20 protein-coding genes are annotated in these 18,626 nt (G+C 58.3%); 7 read left to right on the top strand and 13 right to left on the bottom strand.

All coding sequences use genetic code 11. The features are described 5' to 3' along the window. Positions 1-84: 84 nt before the first annotated feature. Positions 85-1,761 (bottom strand): aldehyde ferredoxin oxidoreductase family protein, encoded by a 1,677-nt coding sequence (locus tag HL45_RS02480; protein WP_049969515.1) that lies wholly within the window; start codon positions 1,759-1,761, stop codon positions 85-87. A gap of 173 nt (positions 1,762-1,934) precedes the next feature. Between HL45_RS02480 and HL45_RS02475 the strand changes: the two genes are divergently transcribed. Beyond that, on the top strand, positions 1,935-2,471 hold the full coding sequence (locus tag HL45_RS02475) for a DUF7344 domain-containing protein (RefSeq protein WP_049969514.1): 537 nt from the start codon (positions 1,935-1,937) through the stop codon (positions 2,469-2,471). Positions 2,472-2,501: 30 nt separating this feature from the next. Here HL45_RS02475 and HL45_RS02470 read toward each other — a convergent pair whose 3' ends face one another. The 5 genes from HL45_RS02470 to HL45_RS02450 all read right to left on the bottom strand — a co-directional run bounded on the left by HL45_RS02470 (position 2,502) and on the right by HL45_RS02450 (position 8,342). Next, positions 2,502-4,397 (bottom strand): cation:proton antiporter domain-containing protein, encoded by a 1,896-nt coding sequence (locus HL45_RS02470; protein ID WP_049969513.1) that lies wholly within the window; start codon positions 4,395-4,397, stop codon positions 2,502-2,504. A 150-nt stretch (positions 4,398-4,547) separates the two neighbouring features. Beyond that, positions 4,548-6,476, bottom strand: coding sequence for an AMP-dependent synthetase/ligase (locus tag HL45_RS02465; RefSeq protein ID WP_049970068.1), 1,929 nt, complete (start codon positions 6,474-6,476; stop codon positions 4,548-4,550). Between the two features lie 83 nt (positions 6,477-6,559). Next, on the bottom strand, positions 6,560-7,474 hold the full coding sequence (locus tag HL45_RS02460) for an MBL fold metallo-hydrolase (protein ID WP_049969512.1): 915 nt from the start codon (positions 7,472-7,474) through the stop codon (positions 6,560-6,562). Between the two features lie 38 nt (positions 7,475-7,512). After that, complete coding sequence (locus tag HL45_RS02455) at positions 7,513-8,037, bottom strand: DUF3368 domain-containing protein (RefSeq protein WP_049969511.1); 525 nt, start codon at positions 8,035-8,037, stop codon at positions 7,513-7,515. Continuing rightward, on the bottom strand, positions 8,034-8,342 hold the full coding sequence (locus HL45_RS02450; protein ID WP_049969510.1) for a UPF0175 family protein: 309 nt from the start codon (positions 8,340-8,342) through the stop codon (positions 8,034-8,036). The genes HL45_RS02455 and HL45_RS02450 overlap by 4 nt, the downstream gene beginning before the upstream one ends. A gap of 534 nt (positions 8,343-8,876) precedes the next feature. Between HL45_RS02450 and serS the strand changes: the two genes are divergently transcribed. Genes serS through HL45_RS02435 form a run of 3 tightly spaced genes read left to right on the top strand, consistent with a single transcriptional unit; the run spans position 8,877 to position 10,998 of the window. After that, a complete protein-coding gene (gene serS, locus HL45_RS02445; RefSeq protein ID WP_049969509.1) occupies positions 8,877-10,232 on the top strand; it encodes a serine--tRNA ligase in 1,356 nt (451 codons plus the stop codon). A gap of 55 nt (positions 10,233-10,287) precedes the next feature. Then, entirely contained in the window at positions 10,288-10,575 is a 288-nt protein-coding gene (locus HL45_RS02440; RefSeq protein ID WP_049969508.1) for a hypothetical protein, read from the top strand. Between the two features lie 6 nt (positions 10,576-10,581). Next, positions 10,582-10,998: a hypothetical protein gene (locus HL45_RS02435; protein WP_049969507.1), complete on the top strand. Its 417-nt coding sequence runs from the start codon at positions 10,582-10,584 to the stop codon at positions 10,996-10,998. 48 nt (positions 10,999-11,046) lie between these two features. Here the strand turns inward: HL45_RS02435 and HL45_RS02430 are convergent, their stop codons facing one another. Beyond that, the gene (locus HL45_RS02430) at positions 11,047-11,868 is read right to left on the bottom strand and encodes an SDR family oxidoreductase (RefSeq protein ID WP_049970067.1); all 822 of its coding nucleotides are present in this window, start codon (positions 11,866-11,868) and stop codon (positions 11,047-11,049) included. Between the two features lie 165 nt (positions 11,869-12,033). On the opposite strand from HL45_RS02430, the gene HL45_RS02425 reads away from it, so the two are divergent. Beyond that, entirely contained in the window at positions 12,034-12,759 is a 726-nt protein-coding gene (locus HL45_RS02425; protein WP_049969506.1) for a helix-turn-helix domain-containing protein, read from the top strand. Between the two features lie 30 nt (positions 12,760-12,789). Here the strand turns inward: HL45_RS02425 and HL45_RS02420 are convergent, their stop codons facing one another. The 4 genes from HL45_RS02420 to HL45_RS02405 form a co-directional block, all read right to left on the bottom strand. Then, on the bottom strand, positions 12,790-13,254 hold the full coding sequence (locus tag HL45_RS02420) for a hypothetical protein (RefSeq protein WP_049970066.1): 465 nt from the start codon (positions 13,252-13,254) through the stop codon (positions 12,790-12,792). 31 nt (positions 13,255-13,285) lie between these two features. Continuing rightward, positions 13,286-14,857 carry a sodium:solute symporter family transporter gene (locus HL45_RS02415; protein WP_049969505.1) on the bottom strand — a complete coding sequence of 524 codons (1,572 nt, stop codon included), beginning with the start codon at positions 14,855-14,857 and terminating at the stop codon, positions 13,286-13,288. Next, positions 14,854-15,435 (bottom strand): hypothetical protein, encoded by a 582-nt coding sequence (locus HL45_RS02410; protein WP_233274667.1) that lies wholly within the window; start codon positions 15,433-15,435, stop codon positions 14,854-14,856. Before HL45_RS02410 ends, HL45_RS02415 begins: the two co-directional genes overlap by 4 nt. A gap of 163 nt (positions 15,436-15,598) precedes the next feature. Continuing rightward, the gene (locus HL45_RS02405; RefSeq protein WP_049969504.1) at positions 15,599-15,925 is read right to left on the bottom strand and encodes a nuclear transport factor 2 family protein; all 327 of its coding nucleotides are present in this window, start codon (positions 15,923-15,925) and stop codon (positions 15,599-15,601) included. Between the two features lie 292 nt (positions 15,926-16,217). Between HL45_RS02405 and HL45_RS02400 the strand changes: the two genes are divergently transcribed. After that, positions 16,218-16,736: a DUF367 family protein gene (locus HL45_RS02400; protein WP_049969503.1), complete on the top strand. Its 519-nt coding sequence runs from the start codon at positions 16,218-16,220 to the stop codon at positions 16,734-16,736. A gap of 70 nt (positions 16,737-16,806) precedes the next feature. After that, positions 16,807-16,956, top strand: coding sequence for a 50S ribosomal protein L40e (locus HL45_RS02395; RefSeq protein WP_049969502.1), 150 nt, complete (start codon positions 16,807-16,809; stop codon positions 16,954-16,956). Between the two features lie 43 nt (positions 16,957-16,999). On the opposite strand, the gene HL45_RS02390 is transcribed toward HL45_RS02395, so the two are convergent. Together HL45_RS02390 and HL45_RS02385 are read right to left on the bottom strand one after the other, a co-directional pair. Further along, complete coding sequence (locus HL45_RS02390) at positions 17,000-17,545, bottom strand: GNAT family N-acetyltransferase (RefSeq protein ID WP_049969501.1); 546 nt, start codon at positions 17,543-17,545, stop codon at positions 17,000-17,002. Positions 17,546-17,941: 396 nt separating this feature from the next. Then, the gene (locus HL45_RS02385) at positions 17,942-18,550 is read right to left on the bottom strand and encodes an MBL fold metallo-hydrolase (RefSeq protein WP_049969500.1); all 609 of its coding nucleotides are present in this window, start codon (positions 18,548-18,550) and stop codon (positions 17,942-17,944) included. Between the last annotated feature and the right edge of the window lie 76 nt (positions 18,551-18,626).

Here is an 18,626-nt window from a genome sequence, read left to right as displayed (position 1 = left end):
AGTTCGATTTCTTGCGGTTCTATTCTATGATTTTCGCCTCTACCACGTCTCGCTGAAACATGACAACGGCGATTCCGGACGCCGTTAGTCGTCCGCGCTCACGACGCCGGAATCTTCGGGAACCGTCCCGTCGTCCTCCCATCCTCGAATTTCGTAATACTCGGACAATGCGCGCTCAAAGTCCGGCAGGTCGTAGGGAAGAGTGTCGTCCTCGCGGTCAAATCCGCGTTCGTTGTTGAAGTGGCGTTCGAGTGCGACCACTTTTGCACCGATTTCCATCAACTCGTCGTAGTCGGTATCGAGTAGGGTTTCGAGGCGTTCTTCGGTCATGAAGTCCCGCGAGAACTTGCAAACGACGCCGCTGTCGAGAATCGCATTGTAATTTTCCTTTGCCACGATGAGCGGCGGTTTCCCCTCCAAACCGGTCGGGTCAACCGCCTCGTCCTTGCTGACGAGGGGGTACTCTTTCGAATAAAACTCGGCGTACATGTGGTCGGCACCACGGTTGGAGGTGGCGAAGGCGAGTCCCTGTCCGTTCAGGGTACGACCGTCGTGGGCCGCAAATTCGAGTCCTTTGACCGTCCAGTCTTCGACGCCGAGTTCGTCCGCGGCGCGGTGGACACCCTCCGCGAGTAGGTCGCCTTCGTCCTCGCGGTGAGCGATTTTCTCCACGAGTTCGTGGATAAGGTCTGAGTTGCCGAACTCGTCGTTCGCGGCGAGGTAGGCCGAAACCACGTCGCCGCAGGAGATGGTGTCCATCCCCAATTCGTCACAGAGGTCGTTCGATTTCATCACGGAAACCACGTCGTCCACTCCGGCGTTGCTTCCGAAGGCCATCACCGTCTCGTACTCCGGGCCCTCGGTTTCCACTCCGGTTTCCTCGTCTTTCGTCGGTAATTTGCAGGCGAAGGCACACTGCGAGCAGGTTCCCTTCTTGTACTTTTTGTCGGAGACTGCATCGCCGCCGATGTTGCTTGCGCCCTCGAACTCCAGTTCCGAGAAGTAGTAGGAAGGAAGCGCACTGACGTGGTTCGCGTACTCCGTCACGCTGGTCGTTCCGGCGGATTTCATTGGATGGTCGTCGGCCGTCGCGGCCTCCCGGTGCACGTCCATTTGAATCGAATCGATGTCGATGTCCGGGGCGGAATCTCCTTCGAAGGAGACACATTTGACGTTTTTCGCTCCCATCACCGCACCGAGTCCGCCCCGTCCGAACGCCCGGTGTTCCGTCGTCATGATTGACGCGAACCGAACGCGATTTTCGCCCGCCGGGCCGGAAACGAGGAGTTGTTCGTCGCCGAGGTCGTGGTTTTCTGCCATGTATTCGCCGACTTCGGAGGTCGTCGCTCCGGCGAGTTCGGGAACTTCCTCGAACTCGATTCCTCCGTCCGTGACGTGAATCGCCAGCAGGTCGTCACTCTGGCCGGTCAGTGCCACCGCGCCGTATCCGGTCGCACCGAAATGACGGGAGAGAAAGCCGCCAGCGTTCGAGGAGAGCAAGCCGTCCGTGAGCGGTGAGACGCCGGTACAGTTCATCCGCCCCGTGAAACTCATGTTCGAGACTTGCAACGGGCCGGTCGTGAAAAACAGGCTGTTTTCCGGGCCGAACGGGTCGGCATCGAACGGAATCCGGTCGTGGGAAAGTTTCGTCGCCACACCCCGCCCGCCGACGAACGATGACAACACGTCGTCTATGTTCTCGGTGTGTGTTTCTCGCTCACCCACGTCGATAGTCAGCAGTGACCCTGCTGTGTGAAGCATACGAAACAGTTGGAGAGTAGACGGTATAAAAATACAGTTCACGATTCCGCAGTCTACTCCCGAAATGGCTTTTTTCTGCCGTGAAGCGGTCTAAACCGACGAACATCTTTTTGCGGTTCTACCCCGAAGTTGAAGCAGTGTAACGCCCGGTAGGCCGACTACAGCACGCGACTATGACCACCGAGCCATCGTCCGGAGCGCAAATACTGTCACGCGACATGGCGTTCGAAATCCTCACGAATGCCCGGCGTCGCTACACCCTCTCATACCTTCGGTCACAGTCGGGTGCGGTTTCCATCGGCGAACTTGCGGAAGCGGTTGCGGCGTGGGAAAACGACACCTCCGTCGAACTCGTCTCTTCTAAAGAGCGAAAGTCCGTGTACACCTCCTTGTATCAGACGCATCTGCCGAAGATGGCGGACGCGGGGATTATCGACTACGACAGACAGCGCGGAAACGTTCGGCTCGACGAACGGGCAAACGAACTCGACGAATATCTCTATCCGGCATCCGAAACGTCGAACTGGAGCGTCTACTATCTCGGATTGGCACTCGTCGGCGGATTCGCCGTTTTCTGCCGGATATTGGGAATGTATCCGTTCACAGAAATTCCCGTTCTCGTGTACGCTGGACTGCTTCTCGGGTCGTTCATGTTGCTCTCGGCAGTCAATCTCGAACTGATTCGGAGGGATAAAAACGGACGGCAGTAGAGGAGAAACGGGCGGAGTAGCAGATCCGTTTTATGCTCGCTGTTGTGGATGACAGAGGTCGATACTGTCTCGAACCGCCTCTTTTCGGCCGAGGAACGTAATGTGGTCACCTCGCTGGAGCGTGAACCCCTCGTCCGGCACCTGCGTATCGCCATCTCGACCGACGAGCGCAATGAGAACGCCGTTCGGGAGGGTGTCGTCCAATTCGGCAATCGTCTTGCCCACGAGGTCTTTTGCAGTAACTTCTATTTCCTGTACGTCGCCGCTTCGGCCGAGTTCGGTCATCCAGTTCGACAGCGCCGGACGTTCGATGACGTTGTCGATTGCCCACGCCGTAGAAAGCGACGAGGAGATGGTGCGAACGCCGAGGTCTTCGAAGGCGTCCACGTTGTCCGGATTGTTCGCCCGAGCGATGACGGTCTCCACGTCGAACTTCGAGTCTGCGAGTTGTGCAATCAACAAGTTCGCATCGTCGTCGCCAGTCGCAGCGACGACGATTTTCGCGTTGTCAGCACCCGCCGCCCGAAGAACTTCCGTATCGGTTCCGTCGCCGCGATGGACGGTGAACCCTTCGTCGCGGGCTGTCTGGATCATCGTTTCGTCCTGCTCGATGAGCACGACGTTCTCTCCACGGTCTTCGAGGCGTGCGGCGAGCGCACGGCCCACCTTTCCGCCTCCGATAATGAGTACACGCATTGGAATCACGTTCAATTTTTCTGCGATGTGTCGGGCAAAACCGGCTTCGAATACGACGGTGACGACGATGACGAGGAAGACGGTTCCGATGAGCGTCGTCGCCGCTGCCCCCGAATTCGGAATTGGTTGTGTCTGCTGTAGTTCGAGTGCAAACAGAGTTGCGACGGACGCCGGGATGATACCACGCGGCCCGACGAAGCTGACGAACAGCTTTTCGCCGCGCGTGAACTGCGTTCCGGCAGTCGAAATGAACACGAGGAGCGGCCGAAGAAGAAGCATCACAGTGAGGGCAACCACCACACCGCCGACTCCCAGCGAAAAGAGGTCGGCGGGTTCCAGCAGTGCCGCGAGCGTGATGAACACGAACGAGAGAACGACGAGCGTAATGTCGCCTTTGAACTCCTCGATTCGCTCCTCGTAGGGTAAATCCGCGTTTCCGAGGACGATGCCCGCCGTCGCAACTGCGGCGACACCCGCTTCTTTTGCGAAGAAATCCGCCGCGCCATAGGCGATAAGTGCCCCGGCCAACACGATGAGACGGGCGTTTTGCGGCGCGTTTTCCCGCGAGAGGTCAACGTATCGAAGTACGTACCAGATGACGAGGGAGACGATAAGCCCGAAGATGAGTCCGGTGCCGAGTCTGTTGAAGAACTCGCTCACGAACTCGACGGGGGCGAACGGTTCGCCTCCCGAGAGGACGACAACGTTGAATATGACGACCGCGAGAATCGCCGCGGTTACGTCGTTGACGATACCTTCCGTTTCCAGCGCCGCGCCGACACGGTCACGAACGGCGACGACGGACAGAATCGGCGTGATAACCGTCGGGCCGGTCGCCACGAGAAGCGACCCGATGACGAACGAAAGCCCCCAACTCGTATCCAGCGCGAAGTGAACGACGACGGCGGTGCCGACCAGCGAAATGAGCGCACCAATCGTCACGAGGCGAATCTGGGCGGACGGGGCCTCTCGGAGTTTGTTCAGCTTGAGATGGAACGCCCCCTCGAAAACGATGATGGCGACGCTCAGGCCGACAATCGACGAAAGCGCAGTTCCGAACGATGAGGGGTCTACCAACCCGATTCCGACAGGGCCGACGATGATTCCCGCCGAGAGCAAGAACAAAACGCTCGGCACTTGGAATCGGTCTGCCAACACCTGCGAGACGACGCCGATGCCGATGATGGCGGCGACGATGTAAATTAACTCGGCACCTGCTCCAGAACTCACGGGTGACCCTCCATTATGTGAAAATAAGTGAGTGAGAGGGTATAAAAGCCCTCATTGGAACCGACGGCATAAAATCGACTGGAGCTACTGCTTGATTCGGGTTGACGCGAATCCCCCACTCCGTGCCGCAGAAATAAAACCGTGATGTAGCTATTCGGCGTATATTGCCTCGATTTCGTCGGCAAATCTATCGAGGATGTTCCGGCGTTTTTTCTTCATCGTCGGCGTAAGGAGGTCGTTGTCCTCGGTAAATTCGACCGGAACGACGCGGAACTGCTTAATTTGTTCGTAGGACTCGAACCGTTGGTTCGCTTCTTCCACCGCCGACTCTATCCACTGCTGTACTCTGTCGTCCCGACAGAGTTCGCTTGCATCTTCGGGAAGCGAAATACCTTCTCGCTGCGCTCGGGAACGGACTTCCGCCTCGTTCGGAACGATGAGCGCGCTGACGAACTTTTTCCCGTCGCCCATCACCATGCACTGTTCGACGATGTCGATGGCCGCGAAAGCATCCTCGATGGGGCCGGGGGCGACGTTTTTGCCCGTCGAAAGCACGAGCAGTTCCTTTGCTCGTTCGCGGAAGGCGATGTAATCGTCCGGGCGAATTTCCACGATGTCGCCGGTTCTGAACCAGCCGTCGTCGGTGAACGCTTCGTCGGTCGCCTCCGGCATGTTCCAGTAACCGTCGGTGACGTTCGACCCCTTCACGAGCAGTTCGCCGACTTCGCCGTCGGCGAACTGCTCGCCGACCATCGACGTATCGACTTTCACCTCTTGGCCGAGCAGTGGCGGGCCGATGGTTCCGATTTTTGGCTCCTCGGGCGGGTTGACGGAGATAACAGGCGACGTTTCGGTCAGCCCGTAGCCTTCGAGAATCGGCAGTCCCATCCCGTGATACAGCGCACAGAGGTCGGCAGAGAGGCTTCCGCCACCGCTGATAAGAAACTCCACGTTGCCGCCAAGACCGTCCTTGACTTTGTTGAAGACAAGTTTGTCCGCGAGGGCTTTCTTCGCGCGGAGGCCGACGCCCGGTGAGTCGGTTTCGTAGAAGGCGACGCCCACGTCGGTCGCCCATTCGAAGATTTTGCGCTTCGTGTCGCTCTCTTCGGCCTGCGATCGAATCGCGTCGTAGATTCGTTCGTACACGCGCGGGACGCTGGTTCCGGTCGTTGGGCGAACCGCCTGAAAGTCGTCACGGAGGGTATCCGGACTCTCAGCGTAGGCCACCGTCGCTCCGGCAGCGAACATCAGGAAATGCCCGGCCATTCGCTCGAAGACGTGTGCAAGGGGAAGGAACGAGACGGTGCTGGAATGTTGGTCGATGGTCGGAACGGTTTTGTCCGGTCGCGGGCCGAACCGTCGGTACGACTGGTTGACGTTCGAACGGAAGTTCCAGTGGGTGAGTCGAACGCCTTTCGGCCTCCCCGTCGTTCCGCTGGTGTAGATAAGGGTGGCGAGGTCGTCCGGGTCACGGGTGTCAAGCCACGATTCGTACTCCTCCGGGTCGAACAGTTCTTCTCCCCTGTCGTGAACCTCCGCAAGGGTGTAGAGGTCGTTTCGGTCGTACTCCCGCGAGAGGGTGTCCATCACGACGATAAATTCGAGGTCGAGTTCGTCTTCGACCGCGAGAACGCGCTCCAGTAAATCCTCGTTTTCCACGACGACGCCGGTCGCTTCCGGGTCGCTGAGCAGGTATTCGACCTGTGAAACCGACGAACTCCGGTAGACAGTGGTAACGACCGCACCCGCAGAGAGCAGGGCGAAATCGGATTGTGCCCACTCCATTCGCGTATCGGCAAAGATACCGATTCGGTCGTCCGCGGAGACGCCGAGGTCGCGGAATCCGGCAGAAAGATTGTGGACGATGTCACGCATTTTGGCGTACGAAAGCGCGCGAAACTCGCCGTCCGGTGCCGCCGGAAGCACGGTTTCGGTGAGCGAGCGACTGTACACGCCACCTTTGTACTGCTGTGCGGGGCGATTCGCGTGTCGCTCGGCACTGTCTTCGAACATCCGGGCCAACGTCGTCCGTCCGATGGCCGGGTCTGTGTACTCCTGCTCTGCGTCACGCCACTCCATACCGCCCTGTTCAAACCCATGTGACATTAAGGTAGTGTAAAACGATACAAGAGTTTATTGTCGTTTTCGTCGATTCGGGTGAATCAGTCGTCGTCCTTCTGGTCGAGATAATGGAGAACTCCGCGGGTGTTCAACACGGTTTCGGCCTCGGCCTTTCGTTTCCCCCACACGTCGTTCATCTCCTGTTCTGTCACGAAATGGTCGATAACCGCCTCGTCGTCGTCTTCGGCGGCGCGTCGGGATTCGACCGCCGCGACCCACTGCGAGAGGACTTCGCCGTACTCGTCCATCACCTCGTCGGAGTACGGACGCGGGCCAAAGTGCGGGTAAAGAAGCGTCGTCGGGGCGATTTCGCGGATGGTTTCCACGTCGTCTAGACACGTATCGAGGTCGAAATCCGACGGCGGCGAGGTTTCGCGGATGCGCTCGATTTTCGGCACCCAGATGCCCGCCGCATCGCCCGTGAACACCGCGTCGTTTTCTCGGTCGTGGAAGATGAGTTGGTGTGGTGCGTGCCCCGGCGCGTGAGTTGCTTCCAACTCGTGTCCGCAGCCGATTACGTCGCCGTCGGTCAGTTCGACGATGCGGTCTTGCGGCACCGGTTTCGGTTCGGCGTAGAACTCCCACTGGTCGCCCACCGCGCTTTTGGTTCCTTTGACGAGATACTCCGGATTCACGAGGTGGCGCGCACCGATTTCGTGAATAAATACATCCGCGTTGGGGCACTCGTTCGCGATGAATCCCGCCCCGCCAGCGTGGTCGAGATGCACGTGTGTGAGGACGATAGATTGCAAGTCTTCCCGCGCGATGTCGAGTTCGTCCAGTGCAGAGAGGATTCGTTCGTGGTTCGTCCCGATTCCCGAGTCGATGATTGCCGGTTTGTCGGTATCGAGAATGTACACTGCGCCGTAGCCTTCCGTGTCGTACATCCCAGTATCGAGGTAGTAGCAGTCGGAACAGTCGCCCGTCGTGACTTCCCGGAGGTCGCCAATTGCCATACAGAATACGTGCGGGCCGACGGGAAAAACGATTCGCGTCAGTGTCGAAGTTCTCGTCCCATCTGGACTGCCCGCCGATAGAGGCTCGCACTCATCCGGAATCCGTTGTCGGTGAGGTCATTGAGTAACGAGACGTACTCCTCAAAACCGATTGTGCCGGAATCGAGCGATTCGAGAAGGACGTAAATCGTTCCGCCCACGTCCGTTCCGAGCGATTCGGCGGTTTTTCGCGCTGCGTGGTCGTCGGTAAGACAGCGCGCGTTTTCGGCGAGTGCGAGCGCAATCGCTGCTGATTCACCGCGACCCAGCTCTGCGGAGTTTTCGATTCGTTCCGCTCGTTTCGCCGTGTCACCTTCGAGCGACCGAACTGTGAGAAACGATTCTGCCGCCTGTTCGACCGAAAGCGCATCCATGTATCGTTCTTCGCGTCCACGAGTAACGACTTCTTCGTACACGGCATTCGGCACGAGAGCGTGGTCGAACAGCGCGTCAAGACGGTCGAGTTCGCCGAGTTTTCCGAGATAGATGAGTACCGTCGTGTCGGTGATGACGACCGAACTCATTCGTCGCGCACCGCCGCGAAATCCGATTCGAGGTCGGATTCGTCGTAATTCATTTCGATTCCCCGAGATTCGAGAACGTCAAGAAACCGCCAGTAAGAGATACCTGCAACTTCGGCAGCCTTGCCGAGCGATAGTTCGCCGTCACGGTATTGCCGGATAGCAGTGTCGAGACGCCATTCTTCGACACCGCGTTCCAGAAGCCGCTTTACCGCGGTTGAGCGGTCGGTTCGCTCCGTCTCCTGAATCATCTCGATAGCCTCGTAGAGGTCGTCGGGAACTCGGGTTGTAATGTGGTGCTGGCTCATGTATACACAATTGTGTCCAATGTGTATGAATACTCCGAAAGGCGAGTGAGTGAACTACTTAGGCAGGCAGATAGCAAATCACGACAACAAATACCGCAACCGCACCTCGTCTTCCCCAGCCTCCTCCCTCGCTTCACTCAGTCGTCCCTCGCGCGGACGAACCTCCGGCGGAGGTTCGTCTTCGCGCGCCATGTGAAAATCCGAGTTTCGAGAATCAACACAAACCACGGTGGCGCGTGCGTCGGTAGGCCTGAGGGCATTTCGCCCGAAGGCCTATCCGAGTTCGCGCGAGGGATGAGTAAACGAGCGACAGCGAGTGAACGAATCGGTTGGGGAGGGTGTGAGCGGGTGCGGGGTGGAGGCGGTTTTCATTGGAGTCGTGATTTGCTAACAGCAAAACTGTACTCGTTTGAACGACCCACTATCCGACAACCGATTCGTTGACTCAGTAAAAATCTCTACGATATCATCTCCCATCCCGTAGTCGTGAGAGCGATACGGTTTTTTGCAGGCGGACTGAAATCCGATACAGGAATGCTCGACAGGAAGTATATCAGGGAACATCCCGACGAAGTCCGGGCGGCCCTCGAAAACCGAGGTGCCGACGTGGACGTGGACGAGTTCCTCGACATGGACGAAGAGTGGCGAGAACTGAAAGCGCAGGGCGACGACCTGCGCCACGAACGAAACGAGGTCAGTCGGAGCATCGGCGACCTGAAACAGGAAGGCAAAGAGGAGGAAGCCCAAGAAGCAATCGAACGCTCGGGTGCGCTCAAAGCCGAACTGGAGGAAGTCGAAGAACGCGCCGAGGAACTCGATTCGGAACTCGAAGAGCGAATCTTAGAAATTCCGAACGTACCGGACGAGAGCGTTCCGGTCGGCGAGGACGAGGAGGACAACGAGGAAATCCGGAGAGAAGGCTTCGACAACCTGCGCGACTTACCCGCGGAAGTCACTCCGCACTACGACCTCGGGGAAGACCTCGAAATCATCGACGAGGAGCGCGCGGCAAAGACCACGGGAAGTGGCTTTTACTTCCTCAAAGGCGACGGCGCGCGACTCGAACACGCGATAATGCAGTTCATGCTCGATGTCCACCGCGAACAGGAGTACGTGGACATTTTCCCTCCGATTCCCATCAACAGCGACTCGATGACTGGAACGGGTCAACTGCCGAAATTCGCCGACGACGCATACAAACTGGAAGGCGAAGACCTCTGGCTCTGCCCGACTGCCGAAGTGCCGGTGACGAACATGTACGCTGGGGATATTCTCTTGCGTGAAGATCTGCCGCTGAAACATCAGGCCTACACACCGAACTTCCGCAGGGAAGCAGGAGAACACGGCACCGAAACCCGCGGTATCGTTCGTGTTCACCAGTTCAACAAAGTTGAGATGGTGAATTTTGTCGAACCGGAAAACAGCTACGACCGCCTCGAAACCCTGCTCGATGAAGCGGAAGAGGTCTTGCGACGGCTGGAACTGCCCTACCGCGTGCTCGAACTCTGTACGGGTGACCTCGGATTCAAGGCCTCGAAACAGATCGACCTCGAAGTGTGGGCACCCGGCGACGACATGGACGACGGGCCGGAGGAGGGCGGTCGATGGCTCGAAGTCTCGACCGCCTCGAACTTCGAAGATTTCCAAGCCCGGCGTGCGGGACTTCGCTACCGCCCAGAACGCCACGAATCGACAAAGTATCTGCACACGCTGAACGCCTCGGGACTCGCGCTCCCTCGCGTCATGGTCGCTATCCTCGAATACTACCAGAACAACGACGGCACCGTGACGATTCCAGAAGTCCTGCGCCCGTACATGGGCGGACAGGAAGTCATCGAGGGCCACGAACCGGTCGGCGAGAGCGCCCTCGGATCGGGCGACAAAGAGTAAAAGAGTCCTTTCACATTTCAGAAAGTATTCAAAAAAAGTTGGAGTACCGATAGGTATGCGCCGCCGAACATTTCTCGCCCAGAGTGCGACCCTCTCCGTTGCTGGCTGTGTCGGTGGAAACGCCGGAACGAAACCGGGAACGAGCGACCACGGGACGAATAGCCCGGAGACGACCGATTCCACACCAGCCACATCGACGGCAATCACGACGCCAGCGAATCGAATCTATCGAAGGTGTGACCTTCAGATAATCTACTACAACACGTTTCCAGAGCCGGTGAAAGAGGAAATTGACACCGCGCTCGCTGACGGAAAGTACGCCGCCGAGGAAGTCTTGCTTTAGGAGACGATGAGCATAGAGGACAGCTACGTGCTGAAAGACCGGGCGTACTACACTCCAAGCATCGAGCAGGTAGGTAAGGAGCGGGTACTCAGGCTACCAGAAGACCCCGAACCGAAACTACGGGAAGGTCGTGCCCTTTCGGTGAAAAACGAAACCGAAACGGAGGTCGTCGTTCGGCTTCGCAACGAAAAAGGTGAACAAATCGTGGAACCGGCACACCTCGCACCCGGTGATTGGGAGTCGGTTCATGCGACGAACAAAATCGGCAACTACGACGTCGAACTGGAATTCGGAAAAAAGACGGAAACATTCGGCTGGAAGGTAAACTGGTCGTATGGCAGTCCGAAACTGACCGTCAGAAAGGACGGGTACGACCTCGAACAGGCTGTTGCGGACATCCCTGTCTGCAATTTCGAGTATTAGACGACGAACACCGGAAAGAGCAACCGGGTCGGCGGACGCAGAGTCGGCCTACTCGTACGTCAGCGTCATCCCGCCGTCGAATAGCAAGTCGCCGCCGTTCAGATGTTTCGCGTGTTCCGAAAAACCGAACACGAACAGGTTGGCCACATCGACGGGTTCCATCATCTCCGTGCTTCGCGCTTGGCCGAGCATCACATCTTCCACGACTTCATCGACTGAGATTCCGCGTTGGTTTGCCGTATCGGGAATTTGGTTCGTAACGAGCGGCGTTTTCACGTAGCCCGTGCTGACCGAAAACGAGCGAATCGAGCCGTTTCCTTCCGCGGCAATCGACTGTGTGAGTCCGCGCAACCCAAACTTCGAGACGTTGTAGGCGACCTTGTCGGCGGTGACGTAATGCCCGTGAACCGAACACATGTTGCCGACACAGCCCACGCCGTCGTCGGTCGCGCGAATGTGGGGGAGACAGCGTTTCGAGAGGTAGAGGGGCGCTCTGAGCATGATGCCGTGAATCGCGTCGTAGGTTTCCATCGGGAACTCCTCGATAGAGTCGATGTGTTGCATCCCGGCGATGTTGGCGAGGTAGCGAATCGTTCCGTACTCTGCGGCGGATTCGACGATTCTGTCGAGGTCGTCGTCCTCGGTCAGGTCGGCGGTGACCGACTCAAACTCGCCAGCAAGTTCGAGTTCCACGATTTTGTCCGCGGTTTCGTCCAATCCGGATTCATCTACGTCGGTTCCGACGACGGTCAGGCCGTTCGCCGCCAGTGCGACGGCGGTCGAACGCCCGATTCCCGACCCTGCGCCCGTCACGATACAGACGTTCTCGGTGGTAAAGTGGTCGTCATCGACGGTGAGAATGTCGCCCATCGTCGTCTCCGGCGGGGAAATCCGGTCGTCAGCCTCGCGCTGTGAACCAGTCATTCGTGGGATAGCTGAGACGGCGAGCGAGGGAAAAGTAGCGGGTTGATATGTAAATTTAATCCGGGTGGCGATTTTCGCCATCTATATTTGGCATGAACGATGACATGGATTATGATTTCGGTAACAATGGACATGGTACAGTACGACTGTCCATACATCGACGTGACTGACGAGGTCGATGTCTCGTTTCACACGATGCACTGGGATTTCAACACGGCCAAACAGAAGTTGGAAACCAGAGTCCTCGTTACCGGAGACGACCGCGGCGCGCTGACGAATGGCCTCAGCGCGCTCAAAAGTCACGACGGAATGTTGGGGTTCGAACTTCTTTCGCGCCGGGGAAACACGGCGGTCATCAAGTCCTTCATCGGGCAGACGAACGCCATGCGAACCATCCGAGAACACGACGGCTACATCACCGGCCCGTTTCAAATCAGCGACGGGAGCGAACTCTGGAGTGTCGGTTTCGACACCGCCGACAACACCGACAACGCCCTCTCGGATTTGGAAGACGACAACGATTTTCGCGTCGAAAGCCGCAACGCAACGTCGTTCGAGGATTATCTCGACGTCATCCAACATCTCGGCGCGGCGAAAAACGTCCTCGACGGGTGTCGTGACCTCTCCGAGAGGGAACGCCAAACTCTGAAAAAAGCCGTCGATGGCGGCTATTTCCAGACGCCACGGAACGCAACGCTCGGCACGCTGGCCGAAGAGTTCGACGTGTCGAAAACCGCGGCCTCGAAAAATCTCCGACGCGCCGAAGAGAAGGTGCTCGAACGAATCGTCTCGTCGTTTCCCGATGTAGAGGATGAAACCATACTGGCTCGAAAGTAGCAACCCGGAAAGAGGATTCGAAAACCGAAATCAGAACAGCCCGCTCTGTGTCTCGGCCTCGACACTAACGTGGGAGAGTGCCGATTCGTTTTGCAGTGTTTCTACATCGTCTACCTGTGAGTCCGCCGATTTCGTCGCGTAAAGCTCGAACGAGTCGGATTCGGCACCGCCGTTTTCGTCCCACTCCACGGTCAACGTCGCACGACGAAACAGAGAGCCGTCTCGAAGCCGAATCGACTCGACTGCGGCGAGCGGAACGGCGAAGTTCCGCTCGCTGAGCGTGAGTGCTCGTTTCGGAGTGATGTTCTCGATTTCCTGTCGACCGCGTTCGCCCGTGTCCGCCCGCAAGAGCATGGATTTGAACGACTCGCCGACGAAACACCAGACGAGTCGCTCGTCGGTGACGAGCAGTTCCCAGTACTCCATCGACGTAGGGCGCTGGCGGAACCAGCCCGTGAGATGCGCGAGCAGGGTTTCACCGGGGTTTTCGTTCATGCTTTTGCTCACTGTGTCCACATCATTCATGCTATCGTTCGAGCAAAATGGCGATGTCTTCCGGAACCGTCGTCCGTTCCTGCGTCGCTATCGAGACACCGATGAACAGGGTAATCGTCACCAAGAGCGCGACCGTTCCGACCGGGAACGAACCGGGGAAGGGGTACAGATTCATGATTGCGGTACCGACTCCGGACAGTCCAACCGTGTCGGCAATCGACGGCATCGCGCTGTAGAACAGGTTGACCGCCAACCCGCCGACGAGGGCGGCGATTGCACCTTCTTTCGTCGCCCCCTTCCAGTTCAACCCGAGGCCCGCGATGGCGAAGAACGCTGCCGCGAAGAATCCCCAGCCGATGGTTCCCAGGATGCCGACCAGCGCCTCCGAGAAATAGACGATGAGCGTCGATGCAACCGTGAGACCGGCGAGTGCGGCCTGTGTGACTCGAAGTTCCGTTTTGTCGTCGTTGATTGGTCGCCCGAGCGCCCGCGGAATGTCGCGGGAAACCGCCGCCGCGCCGATGTTCAGGAACGAGTCGCTGGTGCTCATGATGGCCGCGAGCAGTGCCGCGAGAATGAGTCCGGCCACGATACCCGGTGTGTGTTCGAGGACGAAGATCGGGCCGACGACGGACGCACTTTTCGGCGCGGCGGTCTGTCCCGCTTCGACCATCGCGCGCATCGACAGGCCGGTGGAGAACGCGAGCAGACTGGAAATCGCGTAGGTCACCGCGGCGATTGGCGCACCCCAACGGAGAATTTTGAGGTTACGACTCATGTAGAACTTCGTAATGAGGTGTGGCTGTCCTGCTGCGCCGACCGAGAAGAGAATCCACCAGCCGAGCGCCGTGAAGATGGTCGCGCCCGCCGCACCCATCGCGCCGAACGGCGAGATGAACGCCGGGTCGGCAGAGGCGAGGTTTTGCGAAATCGACTGCATGCCGCCACCGAACGAAAGCGCGTAGGAGAAGACGAAAGCTGCGCCAACAATCATCGTGATTGCCTGCACGAAGTCTGTCCAGACGCCAGCAATCATGCCGCCGAGGACGCTGTAGAGGAGCAAAATGAGCGCGCCAATGAGCAGCCCCCACAGCACCGGCAGACCGAAAATCGCCCGCATGACGTACTGAAGCGCCGCAAGGTTCGTCGCCAGATACGCCATCACGCCGATGATGACCGCGACTGCGGTCAGGCCGCGAACCCACGCGCTCTCGTATCTGACGTACATTCCGTCCGCGAGCGTCATCACGTCCCGGATGTCGGCCAGCAGGCGCATCCGTTTCGCCAGCAGAACCCACGTCACGACGAATCCGAGCGGGGCCGTGAAGAAAATCCACAGCGCAGTCGTCCCGAATTCGTAGACGAGTTCTGGGCCGCCGACGAAGCCGAATCCGGACTGAATCACCGAAAACGCCGTCAAGGCAAGCACCCACGTTCCGATGCTCTTTCCCGTGATGAGGAAGTCTTCGGTGCTTTCGGTTTGGAGATAGCCCCAGACACCGATACCGAGCACCATCAGCAGATAGAGTCCGCCGAAAAGCAGGACGTAGGGGCTGTCCGTAACCGGAATTTCTTGCAGCGGAACCAACGGTATCGAACTCATCGCTGGTCACCTCCGGTTGCTTGCGGCGACTCGTCGCCGGTCGTCACGGACTCTCCGGAACTGCTTGCGTCGTCAGTACTCTCCGAACGTCCGGCAGTGTCCGACGTTCCTGCTCCGCCGGACGTTCTTGCACCGTCAGCCTCGGCTTGGGCCGCGGAAAGCGGAAACCGGTTTCGTCGTTGTACCTGCCGCACGTCGGTCATAATGTCATCAACCACGTCGTCGCTTCCGATTTTCGGGAAGGCAAAGGCGTAGTAAAACGCGCCGAGAATCGGCAACAGCCAGAGAAATCCGAAGTACGCCAGCGTTGGAATCGGAAGGCCGAGAACGTACGTGTACTCGGTGACGCTCGGATTCCACTGCAACCAGATAACCGTAAATCCGATTGTGAAAACTGCCCCCAACCCGAGCAGGAGGGGCGAGTACGGTGCGAGATTGAGTTCGCCGTCGTTCCGCTCGATGGAAGCAACGCCGAAGTTTGCGACGATGAACAGCGCCGCGAGGTAGGAAAAGGCGCGATACAATCCGGTTGCCGCGGCGACCAGCAACGCGACGGCCAGCACGGCTATCGTGCCCATGACTCTGTTCCGCGCGCCACGTGTCTGTGTTCGTGAAGACGCCATCTTGTATGGAACAAGGTAGCAAATAGCGAAAAAGAACGGGTTGATATGTAAACAGCGGCCGTCGAACTTGGATTTTTGCAGTTCGGTTGCCGTTTTCTCTCAGCGAAAGAACCGTCCCTCACCGAGTTCGAGTTCGGATTTTCGCAATTCGACCGTCCGCAATCGAAAATTCGTCTTCGAACGCGAACAGTTGCTCGCCGTCGGAATCGAGCAGACGACCTTCGACCATCGCTTTCGCGCCGTTTGCAGAAATCTCGGCAATCTCGTGCGTCGTCTGCTTGTTCGGGCGGTCGTCGCGCATGAACGTCACGAGCGTTGCCCGGCCCTCGATGGTTCTGTCCGGGCGCTCGTGAACCACGTCCGGCGTGAGCAGTCCCTCGAACGTCTCGTAATCGTGTGCGTCGATGGCGTCGTAATAGCCGCGAACGACCACCTCGGAGTTCATACGCGGGAGAACGCGGACGGGCCTCTTTAGCGTCCCGGCACCGGAGCGAATCGGAGCGAAACAAAGGAACTATAGAGCGGTATTGAGCCATCAATCGCGGGCAGTAGCTATCATATAAACGCCTATACAGTCATCATCGAAATCGACGCCTGCCGGGAACTCCCGGCCGATCAGTACTCGAGGGAACGTCTGTTTCCATACCGTCCCGGCAATCTGTCGGGACGGTCATCTTCTACGTCACCCAATGTTTCTATCGCGCTTCTTTTGAGCAACCCGCGCCAACCGTCCGACAGTGAAACTCCACGTCCGGTACGAGGGTGACGACGACCCGAAAAAATGCACGGCCCGGAAGCTCGCGCGATTCGACCTCACGGAACTGCACCGTTCGAACCGGGCGACACCCTACGGAATCGTGCTCAATCCGCACGCGGAGCAGGCGCTTTCGCCAGCGGATAGAGAGGAAAGCCACAATCTCGTCGCACTCGACTGTTCGTGGGAGAGCGCCGGAAAGGCCCTATTCGAGATGCCCGGCGTGCACCGCGCACTCCCGTTTCTCGTCGCGGCGAACCCCGTCAACTACGGGAAACCGTTCCAGTTGAACACCGTAGAAGCGTTCGCCGCAGGATTGTGTATCCTCGGAGAGCGAGCGCACGCCGAGGAAATCCTCTCGAAATTCAACTGGGGCGAGACGTTTCTGGAGTTGAACGAAGAGCCACTTCGTCGGTACGCCGACTGTGTGGATTCGAGCGAGGTAGTGACAGTACAACAGGAGTATCTGGACGCGGGCGAGTCGGACGGTTCCGACGAGTGACGGGCGGAAAACCATCCACCCTCACGGCAACTCAAAAACGTTTAAACGCGCGGGGAAGAAAACGCTCCGTATGGCCAGTTTCGACGCCGCGGAAAAACGAACGCTCGAAAAGATGATCTGCATGCGCTGTAACGCCCGCAATCCAAAGCGAGCACAGCAGTGCCGAAAATGCGGCTACAGCAACCTCCGCCCGAAAAGCAAAGAGTCGCGAAGCGCGTAGGCCGATTGCAGTTTTTTAGCGGACAGCAGCTGAGAAGCGATGGCTACGTCTCTGCCTCTCGGTCGAACCATTCCTTTTTCAGAATCGCGTAGAACTCGACATCGACGTAGTCGCCGTCCAAAAACTCCGCTTCGACGTATGTGCCTTCGTGACGGAAGCCGAGTTTCTCCCAAATTCGCGCCGACCCAACGTTCCCCGAGAAAACGCGGGCCATGATGCGGTGGTGGCGGCGTTCGCGGAAACCGTAGTCGGTAATGAGCCGACTGGCTTCGGTGCCGTAGCCCTCGCCCCAGAACTCTTCGGCGAGAAGGATACCGATTTCGCCGTTGACGCCGGTCGAATCCTTCGGGTGGAGTCCGACGGTTCCCATCGGTTCTTCGTCCCGGCAGATGAGGAGGTGGGTGTGGTCGTCGTCGGAGGCGCGCTCTTCGAACCACTCCTGTTCTTGGTGGACGTTGACTGGCAGGCGATGGCCGAGATACTGGCGAACCGCACGGTCGTTGACGGTCGCTTGGAGAAAGTCGAGGTCTTCTTCCTCAATCGTTCTGAGGTCGATTCGGTCGCCGGAGAGAAAAACTGGGCCGGGCATATTCGAGACTCATGGTGACTGACTAGAAAAACGTTCGTGAGGTGTCGTTTGCAAATCTCGACTCGCTCGCTCCCCGGCCAAATCCGCAGGCGGGCGAGTGCGGCGCACTCGCCCGCCGAGTGGTTGCGTGGGTTTCCACAGAAAACGGCAGAACGAGTTTCCACAGAAAACGGCAAGTTGACTTTGGATTGGGCGGGCAGGCCAGCGGTCTGCCCGCCCCGCAGTCGGGCCGGGAACGAGCGTATCGAATGCGGCGCGAAGCGCAGCTGAGAGGAACGAGTGAGTCAGGTGTGGCTTGCGCCTAGCATTAGCAATCACAGCGGTTCGAACGAGGGTAACGGTGGTAACAGATAGGTGAACACCAAACCCAACCAACCATCAGAAAGTTCGTCGGCGCTATTCGGGATATTTCGGTTCTCGCTTCTCGGCCCGCTCCAGCGCGGTTTCGATGACGTCGCGCACGTCGCCGTGGAACTCGCCGCCGTGTCCAGCGTACATGTGTTCGACCGAATCGGGCATTCTGTCGAGGATTTCGCGGAGGCTCTCGATGAGTTCCTCGCGGGATTGTCCGGGCATGTCGGTGCGTCCGAAACTGCCGTCGTCGAAGGCTCCGTCGTCGTGAACGACGACGTCGCCGCTGAAGATGGTCGAATCGCTGACGAAGGCGAGATGGTCGTCCGCGTGGCCGGGCGTGTGGATGGCCTCGAACTCCTCGTCGCCGATTGTGACTGTGTCGCCGTCTGCGATGGCGGAGTCCCTGCGTGGGTGGTCGTCGTAGGCGGCGAGTTCGGTATCGAACGAATCCAGCACAGAATCGAGTTGTTCGACGTGGTCACCGTGTTGATGGGTCAGAACGACTGCATCGAGCGAATCCGTGTGTTCACGAACCACGTCTACCACGCCGTCCATCGCGCCAGCATCGACGAGGACGGGGCGGTCACCGAGGACGAGATAGGCGTTGCAGGTGAACGTCTCGGCGTCGGCGGTGACGGTTACGACTTGCATATTGAGGTGTTTCCCGCCATCTACCAAAATTCTGACGGGCGGCGAGCCACTTTAGTGAGAGAAGAACATAATTATG

It is taken from the genome of Haladaptatus cibarius D43, assembly GCF_000710615.1.
In the GTDB taxonomy this organism is placed as follows: Archaea; Halobacteriota; Halobacteria; order Halobacteriales; family Haladaptataceae; genus Haladaptatus; species Haladaptatus cibarius.
This window is presented reverse-complemented; position numbering and strand designations above follow the sequence as displayed.

Excerpts from the sequence above, each read along its gene's own strand:
- HL45_RS02480 (WP_049969515.1), bottom strand. The coding sequence starts at position 1,761 with ATGCTTCACACAGCAGGGTCACTGCTGACTATCGACGTGGGTGAGCGA.
- HL45_RS02475 (WP_049969514.1), top strand. The coding sequence starts at position 1,935 with ATGACCACCGAGCCATCGTCCGGAGCGCAAATACTGTCACGCGACATG.
- HL45_RS02465 (WP_049970068.1), bottom strand. The coding sequence starts at position 6,476 with ATGGAGTGGCGTGACGCAGAGCAGGAGTACACAGACCCGGCCATCGGA.
- HL45_RS02460 (WP_049969512.1), bottom strand. The coding sequence starts at position 7,474 with ATGGCAATTGGCGACCTCCGGGAAGTCACGACGGGCGACTGTTCCGAC.
- HL45_RS02455 (WP_049969511.1), bottom strand. The coding sequence starts at position 8,037 with ATGAGTTCGGTCGTCATCACCGACACGACGGTACTCATCTATCTCGGA.
- HL45_RS02450 (WP_049969510.1), bottom strand. The coding sequence starts at position 8,342 with ATGAGCCAGCACCACATTACAACCCGAGTTCCCGACGACCTCTACGAG.
- serS (WP_049969509.1), top strand. The coding sequence starts at position 8,877 with ATGCTCGACAGGAAGTATATCAGGGAACATCCCGACGAAGTCCGGGCG.
- HL45_RS02440 (WP_049969508.1), top strand. The coding sequence starts at position 10,288 with ATGCGCCGCCGAACATTTCTCGCCCAGAGTGCGACCCTCTCCGTTGCT.
- HL45_RS02435 (WP_049969507.1), top strand. The coding sequence starts at position 10,582 with ATGAGCATAGAGGACAGCTACGTGCTGAAAGACCGGGCGTACTACACT.
- HL45_RS02430 (WP_049970067.1), bottom strand. The coding sequence starts at position 11,868 with ATGGGCGACATTCTCACCGTCGATGACGACCACTTTACCACCGAGAAC.
- HL45_RS02425 (WP_049969506.1), top strand. The coding sequence starts at position 12,034 with ATGATTTCGGTAACAATGGACATGGTACAGTACGACTGTCCATACATC.
- HL45_RS02420 (WP_049970066.1), bottom strand. The coding sequence starts at position 13,254 with ATGAACGAAAACCCCGGTGAAACCCTGCTCGCGCATCTCACGGGCTGG.
- HL45_RS02415 (WP_049969505.1), bottom strand. The coding sequence starts at position 14,857 with ATGAGTTCGATACCGTTGGTTCCGCTGCAAGAAATTCCGGTTACGGAC.
- HL45_RS02410 (WP_233274667.1), bottom strand. The coding sequence starts at position 15,435 with ATGGGCACGATAGCCGTGCTGGCCGTCGCGTTGCTGGTCGCCGCGGCA.
- HL45_RS02405 (WP_049969504.1), bottom strand. The coding sequence starts at position 15,925 with ATGAACTCCGAGGTGGTCGTTCGCGGCTATTACGACGCCATCGACGCA.
- HL45_RS02395 (WP_049969502.1), top strand. The coding sequence starts at position 16,807 with ATGGCCAGTTTCGACGCCGCGGAAAAACGAACGCTCGAAAAGATGATC.
- HL45_RS02390 (WP_049969501.1), bottom strand. The coding sequence starts at position 17,545 with ATGCCCGGCCCAGTTTTTCTCTCCGGCGACCGAATCGACCTCAGAACG.
- HL45_RS02385 (WP_049969500.1), bottom strand. The coding sequence starts at position 18,550 with ATGCAAGTCGTAACCGTCACCGCCGACGCCGAGACGTTCACCTGCAAC.